The following is an 11833-nucleotide window of genomic DNA, read 5'->3' as shown; positions in this document are numbered from 1 at the left end:
TTGAAAACGTCCACTAAGGACACTCGGGACACTCAGGACGGTCAGGACAGCGAGACCGCGAGCACGTCCTGCCAGCGTGCGCGCAGTCCGCGCCGTTCGTCCTCGGGCAGCTGAGGTTCGAAGACCTCGCCTTTCCCCTGGTGCGCAACGGCTTCGGCCAGCGACGGCCACACGCCGAGCCGGACGCCCGCGAGATACGCGGCGCCCCGCAGGCTGGCGGTCGCCGAATCGGCTGCTCGTTCGATCTCGGCACCGGCGAAATCGGCTTGGCTTTGCAGGAGCACGTCGCTGGCGGCCAATCCGCCGCCGGCGCGCAGCCGGGTCACCGGACGGTTCATCGTCGTCCGCAACGCGTCGACGGTGTCGCTCACCGAGTGCGCGATTCCGTCGAGCACCGCCCGCGCCACGACGTCGCGCGTGGTGGCCAGGCTCAGCCCGGTCAGCAGCCCGCGCGCGCCGGGCCGCTGCACCGGTGTGCGCAGCCCGGCCAGCGTCGGCACGAACCAGGTCGAGGTGCTCCTCGGCTGGGCCGCCGCCAATTCGCTGATCTCAGCCGCGGAACGGAACAACCCGAGATCCTCGGTGAGCCACCGCAACGCGGAACCGGTGGTCGAGGTGTACGACTCGAGGCTGAACCGGCTGTGTCCCGCGCTGCGCCAGCCGACAAGGCACAGCACCCCGTCGACCTTGCCGAGCCCGTCCGGCGGTTCGTCCCCGGCCAGTGCGCCGACGAAGGTGCCGGTGCCGTGCACGCACGTTCCCTGCCCCGGAGTCAGCGCACCGAGCGCGATCAGCGAGGCGTGCTGGTCGCCCATCACCGCGGCGATCGGCACCTCGATGCCGAGCAGGTTCGGGTCGGTGTACCCGAAATCCCCGTCGTCGTCGACCGGCGGCGGGGCCAGCGAGGCAGGGAAACCCAGCGCCGCCAGCCATTCCTGGTCCCAGGCGTGCTCGCGCAGCCGGTACCCGCCGAACGCGACGGCGTTGGTCGCCGACATGACATATCTGGTGCGTCCGCTGAGATGCCACCCGAGCCAGGTGTCCACCGAACCGAACAGCACGCGGTCGGCGGGCACGTCGAGCTGATCGAGCTGTCGAGCGGCCCAGAGGAACGGCGCGCGAGTGCCGACCGGACGGCCGGTCCTCTCCCACAGCACCGGATCCCACTCCGGGGCGAGCTTCGCCAGTTCGTCGGCGTAGCGGGTGTCCTGCCACACCACGGCCGGTGCCAGCGGCCGGCCGGTCTCGCGGTCCCACAGGATCGCGGTCGCGCGCTGCGTGCACACCGACATCCCGACGATTTCGACGCCGTTCTCCCCCGCCCACGCGATCGCCTGGCGAGCGACGCCGACGGTGCGCTCCAGCAGTTGCGCCGCGTCTTGCTCCACTCGCGACGGTTCCGGATGGACGACGTCGACGGCGGTGTAGAACGACGGCCCGCACCCGCCGTCCTCGCCGACGACCGCGGCTCGCGTGCCGGTCGAACCCTCGTCGACGGCCAGGATTCCGCGCCGCGTCACGCCGTCCTCCCCGGCAGCGAGATCTCCTCGTCGTCCGGGTCGACGCCGCTGCGGGTCGGGTCCCAGCGCACGATCAGGCAGGACACCAGGCCGAGCAGCGGCACCGCGGCGAGCAGCGCGATCGTCGGGCCGAGCCCCATCGCCTCCTTGATCTGCGGGAACACATACAGCCCGACGACGCTGCCGAAGCTCCCGAGCATGCCGGTCACGCCGGTGCCGAGGGTGCGGATGTCGCTGCGGTAGGACAGCGCCGCGATCGACTTGCCGTTCGCGCCGGGGCCCGCCGAATGGAAGAAGATGAACAGGAACGGCAGCAGGAACCCGATCGCGATCGGCAGCTTCCCGAAGCCCAGTCCCATCACCAGCAGGATGGCGAACGCGAAGCCGTAGCCGATCGCCGAGCTGACCCGCAGCCCGATCTTCCGGCCGAACCAGGCCGACAGCGCGCCGCCGACGATCCCGGCGACATTGAAGATCATCGACCCGAGCGTGGCCGTTTCGAATTTGTCGCCGAAGATCGCGAGGCTGATCACCGGCAGGTACCAGCCGATCGCGAAGTACTGCATCGCCTGGGTCAGCGAGATCGCCGTGGACAGGAAAGTGCGCTGCAGGTAGGGCTTGCGGAACAGCACACCCGCCTGCCGGAACCCGATCTTGCGCTGCTCGGCGGCGACGTCCTCGGCGCTCGCGGTCCCCGGCGTCGCCTGGAAACCGTAGATCCGGCGGAGGCTGTTCGCCGCCTCGGACAGCCGCCCCTTGGCCGCGAGCCACGACGGGCTCTCGGCGAGGAACGCGATCTGCAGCACCAGCAGCGCGAGCGCGAAGACCCCGGCCGAGCCGACCGACCAGCGCCAGATCTCCACCGACACGCCGGCCTGGTAGAACGCCAGCGTCAGCGCGAGGTTCACCGTGGTGGCCACGTACCAGACGGACTGCCACAGGTTCAGCCGTCCGCGCAGCTTCGCCGGGGTGTACTCGGCGAGCAGCGCCATCGCCACCGCGAAGTCGATGCCGTAGGCGACGCCGACCAGCGCGCGGCCGGCCCAGACCGCTTCGAAGTTGCCGCCGGTGGCGGTGAGCACCGCGCCGAGCCCGGCGATCGCCTTCGCCGCGATCAGCGGTTTGACCCGGCCGATCCGGGCGGCCAGCCAGCCGCCCGCCGGGTTGAACAGGATGGCGACCGCGGGCGCGGTCGCGGTGAGCAGGCCGACCTGGCCCGCGCCGAGCCCCAGTTCCTTGGTCATCGGCGCGAGCCCGGCGCCGAGCGCGGCGTTCGAATAGGCGTCCAGGAACAGCCCGCCCAGGACCAGGTACCACAGCAGGTTCGCCTTGCGCGGCAACTTCGACAACGTGTTGATCAGCGCGGTGACCTGCGAAACATTCGCGATCGATCGCGGCGCTGCGACCGTGGGTGAACTCATGGACCGCCAACTTTCTGCGCTGGCTGTCAGCGATCCCGGCATACAAAAAACAGACACGACGAAGACCGCTGACAGTGGCTCTTCGTCTGTGCCTGTCTGAGAACGCAAGATTAAGCGGCGCACTCGCGGGCGTCAAGCGGCCCGCGAGTGCGCGTCGGTCAGAGCACCTTCCGCAGGAAGGCCTGGGCGCGGGGATTCTCGTTGCTCTCGGAGAAAAACTCCGAGGGCGGCAGGTCGGCGGCGATCTTCCCGCCGTCGACGAAGACCACGCGGTCGGCGACCTTGCGGGCGAAGCCCATCTCGTGCGTGACGACGAGCATCGTCATGCCGTCCTTGGCCAGCTCGGACATGATGTCGAGGACGTCCTGCACCACCTCGGGGTCCAGCGCCGACGTCGGCTCGTCGAACAGCATCAGTTTCGGGTCCATCGCCGCCGCACGAACGATCGCGACGCGCTGTTTCTGGCCGCCGGACAGCCGGTTCGGATACGCGCCAGCGCGCTCCAGCATGCCGACGCGCTCCAGCAGGGCGCGTGCCTTCGCCTCGGCCTCTTCCTTGCTCCGCTTGAGCACATTCATCTGCGGCAGCACGACATTGCGCAGTGCGGTCATGTTCGGGAACAGGTTGAAGTGCTGGAACACCATGCCCATCCGGGACCGCAGCCGGTCGAGATCGACGCCGCGCCCGGTCAGTTCCTCGCCGTCGAACGACACGCTGCCCGACGTCGGGGTCTCCAGCAGGTTGAGACAGCGCAGGAACGTGGACTTCCCGCCGCCGCTGGGCCCGATCACCGCGACCACCTGGCCGGGTTCGATCGCGAAGTCGATGCCGTCGAGCACCTTGACGTCGCCGTAGGACTTGGTCAGCCCGCGGACTTCCAGGAGCGCCATCAGATGTACACCGCCATCTTCTTCTCGAGGGTGCGCGTCGTGAAGCTGATCAGGTTGGTGAGCAGGTAATACAGCAGGCCGATGAACAGGTAGACGGTCAGCGCGTCGAAGGTGCGCGAGATGATGGTCTGGCCCACCAGGAACAGCTCGTGAATGGTCACGAAGGACACCAGCGCCGAGTTCTTCGTCAATGACACGAATTCGTTGCCCAGCGGCGGAAGCATCCGCAGGAACGCCTGCGGGATGATCACGTGCCGCATCGCCGACACCTGCGACATGCCGCACGACCGCGCCGCTTCCAGCTGGCCGCGATCGATCGATTGCACCGCGCCGCGGAAGATCTCGGTCACGTACGAACCGCTGTAGAGCCCGAGCGAGATGATTCCCGCTGTCATGGGCGGAAGTTGCACGCCGAGCTGCGGCAGTCCGAAGTAGATGAAGAACAGCTGCACCACGAACGGCGTCCCGCGGATCACCGACACGTAGACGTTGCCGATCCACCTGATCGGCGCGATCTTGCTGAGCTTGGCGAAACCGCCGAGCGTGCCGAGCAGCAGGCTCAGCGCCAGCGCGAGCAGAATGACCTGGAGGCTGACCAGCAGGCCCTGCCAGAGCTGTCCCGAGGAATCGACGATGGTGGAGAAGTTGAACAGCGAGTGCCCGCCCGGCTTCGCCGCGGTGCTCTCCGCGCCGAACCATTTTTCGGTGGCCTGCTTATACGAACCGTCGTCGTGCATCTGCTTGAGCGCGGTGTTGAACGCGGTCCGCAGTTCGGTGTCGGCCTTCTGGAAGGCGTAGCCGTAGTTCTCCTCGGTCAGCCGGTCGCCGACCTGCTTGAGACCGCCCTGCTGCGCGATGAAGTACTTCCCGGCCGGAGCCCCGGTCACGACCGCGTCCGCCTGGCCCAGTTTCACCGACGAGAACATCTGCTCGTTGGTCTGCGCCGTGATCAGCTGCGCGGCGGGCTGGTGCTGGGTGAGCCAGTCGACGGACTTCGTGCCCACCTGGACCGCGACCCGCTTGCCGGCCAGATCCTTGAGCGACGTTACGGAGTTGTCCTTGTCGCTGACGAAAACCGCGAGCCCGCCCGGGTAGTAGACGTCCGAGAAGTCGACGGCCTTCTGCCGCGCGGGGCTGATGTAGATCGCCGACGCGCCGACGTCGATCTGGTTCGCCTGCAGCGCCGGGACGATGTTGCCGAACGGCATCTGGACGAAGTCGACCTTCTTGATCCCCGCCCGCTGCGCGAGCGCCCGGACCAGGTCGATGTCGAAACCGAGCTGGCCGCCCTTGGCGTCGGTGAACTCGAACGGCGGGAACGTGGCGTCGGTGCCGACCCGGAGCGAGGTCTGCCCGGACCGCAGCGCGGCGAGCTTCCCGTCCTGCGGCTCGGCCGCGCTCGCGGTGCTCGCCGCGCTGACCGGCAGGAACGCGAGCAGGCAGGCCAGCAGCACGGCGCCGAGCCGCGGCCAGATTCGCTGAGGGGGCATTTCAGTGTCCTTCCGGGACCGGACGGCTCGTCACGAGCGTGTGCGCGAGGCGGGCCGCGATCCGGGCTGTGCGGGTGTCGACGTCGTAGACGGGGTTCAGTTCGGTGATGTCGGCGAGGGCGAGCTTCGGGTCACTCGCGACCAGCCGGCACACCTCGAGGACGACCGCGGCGGGTACGCCGAGGGTCGAAGGAGCGCTGACCCCTGGTGCCTGCGCGGCGGGGAGCACGTCGAGATCGATCGACAGATACAGCGCGTCGACGTCCGCCACGAAGCTTCGGACGAAGTCGAGAACCGGTTCGAGATGGCGTTCCTGGCAGTCGAGGTCCAGGAGGTGGCGGACGTTCAGTGCGGCGGCCGTCTCGAACAACGCGGCGGTGTTGCCGGGCTCGCTGATTCCGACCACGGCGTAGGCGAATTCCGCGCCGCGTTCGGCTTCCCGGGCGGCGATCTGCCGGAACGGGGTGCCCGAGGACGGACGGTCCGCGGTCCGCAGGTCGAAATGGGCGTCGAGGTTGAGGATGCCGAGGCGTCGGCCGTCCAGCAGGCCGCTGCGGGCGAGGCCGAGGTAGGAGCCGTACGCCGTTTCGTGGCCGCCGCCAAGCACGAGCGGGAAGTGCCCGTCGTTGAGCTGCTTCGCGACCAGCTCGCCGAGGTTTTCCTGCCCCGCTTCCAGCGCGTCGCCCTCGACGGTGACGTCGCCCGCGTCGCTTACTACGAACTCGGGCTGGATCGCGAATGACGCCAGCGCTGTGCGGATCGCGTCCGGCCCCGCGTGCGCTCCCGGCCGCCCGCCGTTGCGCCGGACCCCGGCGTCGCTGGCGAACCCGATCAGCGAAACCCCTGGGCCGCTGGAGAATTCGTTGACGGCGTGGTGCCATCGGCGATGTTCCGGACCGCCGCCGTCCTCGCGGCCGGTCCATTTGGCGGTGCTCACACGTGCTCCTGCAATCGGCTGATGTCCTGCGCGGCGGCGTGGGTGAGGGTGACGAGGGAGTCGCGGCGCGGGCGCACGCGGAAATCCGGGGCCATCGTGCTCACCGTGCCGACGAGGGCGCGGTGCCGGTCCAGCACCGGCACGCTCACGCCCCACACCCCCGGATCCACCTGGCCGACGCTCTCCGCGAAGCCCTGGTCGCGCACCCGGCGCAGCTCGCTCTCCAGCTTCGCGACCTGCTCCCCGCTCAGCCCGTGCGTCTTGGCGGTTTCCGCGACCCGGTCCTCCGGCAGATACGCCAGCAACGCCTGCGCACTCGCGCCGAAGACGAGCGGTTTGCTCAGCCCCGGCGAGAAACTGCACCGGATCACCCGGGTCCCCTCGGCCGCTTCGACGCAGAGCACGTCGTTGTCGCGGGCGATGAGGAACGCGGCGAGTTCGTCGGTGTCGGCCGCGAGCTGCCGCAGCCGCCGCTTGACGCCGCCCTGGCCGAGCGCCTCGCGCCGGTAGTTCTCGGCCATCTGGACCGTCAGCGAGCCCGCGCAGTACCGGCCGCGGGTGCGCGCCTGGTGCACGAGACCGATCTCGACGAACGTCGTCAGGTAGCGGTAAACGGCACTGGACGGAATGCCCGTGCCGACGGAGATCTCCTCCGCCGTGGCGCTCTCCCGCTCGGCGAACACCGCCAGGATCCGCGCCGCTCTCGTCCCGGCTCTCCGGTTGGCGTCCGCGCTTGTCATGGCGGGCACGCTACGTCGCGGCCGGGCGGGTTCCTAGCGGGTATTCCCAGTTAATGGGAAGTTTATTCCCAGTGATTGGCTGTGTGCGGAGCGTCCGGAGTGCGGGGCCTCGTCAGGGGGAGCGTTCTCCGCTGGGCGGGCACGTCGGATCCCGATAGCCCGGGCCGGTGATCCTGCTGCGGAAGTCAGTGTCGTCGCTGACTTTCCGGGCCGTGGGGAACTGGGCGCGGAGCTGGTCGGCGATGCCCTCGGTGCCGGTCTGGTCCTTCGGCACCACGGTCACCGAGGCCGGTATCGCGTCCTCCGACGTCAGCTCAAGCAGCTCCGGCTCGTGCGCGAAAATCTTCCGGAACCTCGCGTAGCCGTCTCGCTTGGTCTGGGTGTAGGACCGCAGGAGCCGGGGATCGCCGCGCAGCGCCCGGGCGACAGCCGCCATCTCGGCATCGGTGCCGACCGTGACGGTCACAGTGTTGGCGCAGACGTCACGGTCACCGATCGGTATCGCACGGTCCGGCAACGCATACCCGTCCACGTCGCGTCCGCCGAGCAGCCACCAGGCGGGACCGCCCAGCATCGCGACGGCGGCCAGCACGACCGCCGCCGTCGCCAGCCGGATTCGGCGAGCCGGGCGCGGCGTCGAGGACAATGGCGGGGCCGGTCTTTCGGGTTCATGCTCCGCACCGGAATCCCGGTCGCTCATCACGTTCCTGCTTCTGCGTTCGCCTGAATACGGTCGTCAGTCCCTGATGATCGGGCACGGGGACGCCACCGTTACGGACAAAAACCTCATTGCGGCGTTCGGCACATCTCGCGCATCCCACGCCGAAACTCCCGCGACACGGGCAAAAGCCGTACGGAATACTCCCCTGGTGTTCCTGACCGTCACCACCACCCACCAGCCCGCGTCCGACCTCGGATTCCTGCTGCACAAGCACCCAGGCCGGGTGCAGTCGTTCGAGCTCTCCGCCGGGCAAGCGCACGTCTTCTACCCCGAGGCGTCCGACGAGCGGTGCACCGCGGCGCTGCTGCTCGAGGTCGACCCGGTGGCCCTCGTGCGCGGCAAAACCGGCTCCGGCGACGGGTTCACCCTCGGCCAGTACGTGAACGACCGTCCCTACGCGGCGTCGAGCCTGCTTTCGGTGGCGTTGAAGGAAGTTTTCCGCACCGCGCTCACCGGCCGGTGCAAGTCGCGTCCGGAGCTGGCGGCCAGTCCGATCCCGCTGGACATCCGGGTGCCCGCCTGCCCGGGCGGCGCCGAACTCGTGCGCCGGATGTTCGAGCCTCTCGGCTGGACGGTCGAGGCGACGGCGCTCCCGCTGGATCCGGAGTTCCCGCTGTGGGGCGATTCGCGCTATGTCGACCTGCGGCTCACCGGCGAGCTCCGGCTGGCCGACGCCCTCAACCACGTCTACGTGGTGCTGCCGGTCCTGGACAACGCGAAGCATTACTGGGTCAGCGAAGACGAGATCGACAAGCTTCTGCGGGCCGGCGGCGACTGGCTCGCCGCGCATCCGGAGAAGGAGCTCATCACCCGCCGCTACCTCGCGCACCGCCGCGCCTTGACGACCGCCGCGCTGACCCGGCTGGCCGAAGTGGACGATTCGGAGCCCGAGGAGATCGACAACGCGCTCGCCGCACCCGTCGTCCTGGAGGCTCCGGACCGTCCGGTGCCGCTGGCCGAGCAGCGGCGCGGCACGATCATGGCCGTGCTCCGGTCGCTGGGCGCCCGTTCGGTCGGCGACTTCGGCTGCGGCGAGGGCGCGCTCGTGCGCGACCTGCTGGCCGAGCGGTCGGTGGAGCGGATCGTGGCCGCGGACGTGTCGGCTCGCGCGCTGCAGGTCGCGGCGCGGAAGCTGCGGCTGGAGCGGATGTCCGAACGGGACCGGGCCAGGCTGGAGCTGCTGCAGTCCTCGCTCACCTACCGCGACGACCGGCTCTCCGGCCTCGACGCGGCCGTGCTGATGGAGGTCGTCGAGCACGTCGACCCGCCGCGGCTCGAAGCGCTGGAGCGGACGGTGTTCGAGTTCGCCGCCCCGCGCGCGGTCGTCGTGACCACGCCCAACCGCGAGTACAACGTGCGGTTCGAATCGCTGCCCGCGGGCAAGCTTCGGCACCGGGACCACCGTTTCGAGTGGACCCGCGCCGAGTTCCGCGCGTGGGCGGACCGGGTCGCGGGCGCCCACGGCTACAGCGTGCGGATGCTGCCGGTCGGTTCCGACGATCCCGAGGTGGGCCCGGCGACGCAGCTGGCCCTGTTCACGAAAGGCGGTGCGGCATGAGCACGCTTGAGATTCCCGACTTGTGCCTCGTCGTGCTGGTCGGCGCCAGCGGGTCGGGCAAATCGACCTTCGGCCGCGCGCAGTTCAAGGCGACCGAGGTGATTTCGTCGGACTTCTGCCGCGGACTGGTGTCCGACGACGAGAACGACCAGTCGGCGACCAAGGACGCCTTCGACGTCCTGCACTACATCGTCGGCAAACGGCTCGCCGCCGGACGGCTGACCGTGATCGACGCGACCAACGTCCAGCCCGACGCGCGCAAATCGCTGGTCGCGCTGGCCAAGGAGCACGACGTGCTTCCGGTGGCGATCGTGCTGGACATGCCGGAAGCCCTCTGCGCCGCGCGCAACGAAAGCCGCGCGGACCGGACCTTCGGGGCGCAGGTGATCCGGCGGCAGCGCGACCAGCTGCGCCGCGGGTTGCGCAGTCTGCAGAAGGAAGGCTTCCGGACGGTGCACGTGCTGCGCACCCCGGAGGAGGCCGCCGAGGCGACGATCACGCGCGTCCCGCTGTACAACGACTTGCGGCACGAGACCGGACCGTTCGACATCGTCGGCGACATCCACGGCTGTCGGGTCGAGCTCGAGGCGCTGCTCGCCGAACTCGGCTACGCCGTCGAGCGCGACGACCAGGGCCGCGCGATCGGGGCGCGGCATCCTGAGCGGCGGGCGGTGTTCGTCGGCGATCTCGTCGACCGCGGGCCGGACACGCCGGGCGTGCTGCGCTTGGTGATGGGCATGGTGCGCGCCGGAAATGCCTTCTGTGTCACCGGAAACCACGAGCACAAGCTGCTGCGCGCGTTGCGGGGCCGGAATGTGCAGGTCACGCACGGCTTGGCGGAATCGCTGGAGCAGCTCGCCGCCGAACCGGCCGAGTTCCGCGCGGAGGCACAGGCCTTCATGGACGGCCTGATCAGCCACTACGTCCTGGACGGCGGACAGCTGGTCGTCGCGCACGCGGGGATCACCGAACGCTTCCAGGGCCGCGCGTCCGGACGCGTGCGGAGCTTCTGCATGTACGGGCAGAGCACCGGCGAGACCGACGAATTCGGCCTGCCCGTGCGCTATCCGTGGGCGAACGAGTACCGGGGCCGCGCCATGGTCGTCTACGGCCACACCCCGGTGCCCTCGCCGGAGTGGGTGAACAACACTCTCTGCCTGGACACCGGCTGCGTGTTCGGCGGAACCCTGACCGCGCTGCGCTATCCGGAAAAAGAGATCGTCTCCGTCCCGGCGGCCGAGGTCTACTACGAGCCGGCCAAACCGTTCCCCGCCAACCCGGCGGCGGCGGAGCCGGTCGCGCACCGCGACCCGGGCGTTCTGGACGTCACCGACGTCCTGGGCCGCCGGGTGGTCGAAACCGCTTACCAGAAGCGGATCGGCGTCCGCGAGGAGAACGCGGCCGCGGCGCTGGAGGTGATGTCGCGGTTCGCGATCGATCCGCGCTGGCTGGTCTACTTGCCGCCGACGATGTCGCCGGTGGCCACCGCGACGGCCGACGGGCTGCTGGAGCACCCGGGCCAAGCGTTCGACTACTTCCGCGCGGAGGGCGTGGATTCCGTGGTGTGCGAGGAAAAGCACATGGGTTCGCGCGCGGTCGCGCTCGTGTGCCGCTCGCTCGACGCGGCCCGCGCCCGCTTCGGCGCGCCCGGCGACGCCCTCGGTGCGGTGTGGACGCGAACCGGACGGCATTTCTTCCCCGAAACGCTGACCGCCGAAGCAGTCGACCGGATCCGCGCGGCGGCGGAGAAGGCCGGGCTGTTCGACGAGCTCGGCTCAGACTGGTTGCTGCTCGACGGCGAACTGCTGCCGTGGAGCGTCAAAGCCGAGCAGTTGCTGCGCGAGCAGTACGCGGCTGTCGGCGCTGCCGCGCGATCGGCGCTCCCGGCTGCCGCGAGCGCGCTTGCCGCCGCTGACAAATCGGGTCTCGACGTGTCCGGTTTGCTGGAGCGCACCCGTTCCCGCGCAGCCAACGCGGACGCATTCGCCCAGTCGTACCGGCGCTATTGCTGGCCGACCGACGGTCTCGACGGCGTGCGCTTCGCGCCCTTCCAGGTGCTGGCGTCGGCTGGGCGCGCGCATCACAGGCAGAGCCACGACTGGCACCTGGCGCTGGCCGACCGGCTCGTCGAGAGCAGCGACGGCTTCCTCGCCCCGACCGGGCGGGTATCGGTCAGCACGACCGACCCCGCCTCGGTCGCGGCGGCCGTCGACTGGTGGACCGCCCTCACCGCGCAAGGCGGCGAGGGCATGGTGGTCAAACCGGCCGCCAACCTGGTCCGGGGGTCGCGCGGCCTCGTACAGCCGGGGCTGAAGGTCCGCGGGCGCGAATACCTGCGGATCATCTACGGCCCCGACTACACCGAGGAACGCCACCTGTCCCGGTTGCGGCAGCGAGGGCTCGGCCACAAGCGCTCACTGGCCCTGCGCGAGTACAGCCTCGGCCTCGAAGCGCTGGACCGGCTCGCGCGCGACGAGCCGATGTGGCGCGTGCACGAGTGCGTTTTCGCTGTGCTGGCACTGGAATCCGAGCCGGTCGACCCTCGCTTGTAGACGG

9 protein-coding genes are annotated in these 11833 nt (G+C 69.7%); 2 read left to right on the top strand and 7 right to left on the bottom strand.

Annotated features, from left to right (window positions below; translation table 11 throughout):
• Positions 1-41: 41 nt before the first annotated feature.
• The 7 genes from ACZ7SW_RS18955 to ACZ7SW_RS18925 all read right to left on the bottom strand — a co-directional run bounded on the left by ACZ7SW_RS18955 (position 42) and on the right by ACZ7SW_RS18925 (position 7698).
• Positions 42-1520, bottom strand: coding sequence for an FGGY family carbohydrate kinase (locus tag ACZ7SW_RS18955; protein ID WP_470231711.1), 1479 nt, complete (start codon positions 1518-1520; stop codon positions 42-44).
• Positions 1517-2941, bottom strand: a complete 1425-nt coding sequence (locus ACZ7SW_RS18950) for an MFS transporter (RefSeq protein WP_470231710.1) — start codon at positions 2939-2941, stop codon at positions 1517-1519. The genes ACZ7SW_RS18955 and ACZ7SW_RS18950 overlap by 4 nt, the downstream gene beginning before the upstream one ends.
• Before the next feature lie 158 nt (positions 2942-3099).
• A complete protein-coding gene (locus tag ACZ7SW_RS18945) occupies positions 3100-3831 on the bottom strand; it encodes an amino acid ABC transporter ATP-binding protein (protein ID WP_470231709.1) in 732 nt (243 codons plus the stop codon).
• On the bottom strand, positions 3831-5321 hold the full coding sequence (locus tag ACZ7SW_RS18940; RefSeq protein ID WP_470231708.1) for an ABC transporter substrate-binding protein/permease: 1491 nt from the start codon (positions 5319-5321) through the stop codon (positions 3831-3833). Before ACZ7SW_RS18940 ends, ACZ7SW_RS18945 begins: the two co-directional genes overlap by 1 nt.
• Position 5322: 1 nt before the next feature.
• On the bottom strand, positions 5323-6258 hold the full coding sequence (gene hutG / locus ACZ7SW_RS18935; RefSeq protein ID WP_470231707.1) for a formimidoylglutamase: 936 nt from the start codon (positions 6256-6258) through the stop codon (positions 5323-5325).
• Positions 6255-6998: an IclR family transcriptional regulator gene (locus ACZ7SW_RS18930; RefSeq protein WP_470231706.1), complete on the bottom strand. Its 744-nt coding sequence runs from the start codon at positions 6996-6998 to the stop codon at positions 6255-6257. Before ACZ7SW_RS18930 ends, hutG begins: the two co-directional genes overlap by 4 nt.
• 112 nt (positions 6999-7110) lie before the next feature.
• A complete protein-coding gene (locus tag ACZ7SW_RS18925; protein ID WP_470231705.1) occupies positions 7111-7698 on the bottom strand; it encodes a permease-like cell division protein FtsX in 588 nt (195 codons plus the stop codon).
• A 169-nt stretch (positions 7699-7867) separates the two neighbouring features.
• Between ACZ7SW_RS18925 and ACZ7SW_RS18920 the strand changes: the two genes are divergently transcribed.
• Together ACZ7SW_RS18920 and ACZ7SW_RS18915 are read left to right on the top strand one after the other, a co-directional pair.
• Positions 7868-9277: a 3' terminal RNA ribose 2'-O-methyltransferase Hen1 gene (locus ACZ7SW_RS18920; RefSeq protein ID WP_470231704.1), complete on the top strand. Its 1410-nt coding sequence runs from the start codon at positions 7868-7870 to the stop codon at positions 9275-9277.
• Positions 9274-11829, top strand: coding sequence for a polynucleotide kinase-phosphatase (locus tag ACZ7SW_RS18915; RefSeq protein WP_470231703.1), 2556 nt, complete (start codon positions 9274-9276; stop codon positions 11827-11829). Before ACZ7SW_RS18920 ends, ACZ7SW_RS18915 begins: the two co-directional genes overlap by 4 nt.
• The last annotated feature ends 4 nt before the right edge of the window (positions 11830-11833 follow it).

This window comes from Amycolatopsis sp. NPDC114484 (assembly GCF_055633755.1).
Note: the sequence above shows the minus strand (reverse complement) of the source record. Positions and strands in the feature narration are given on the sequence as shown.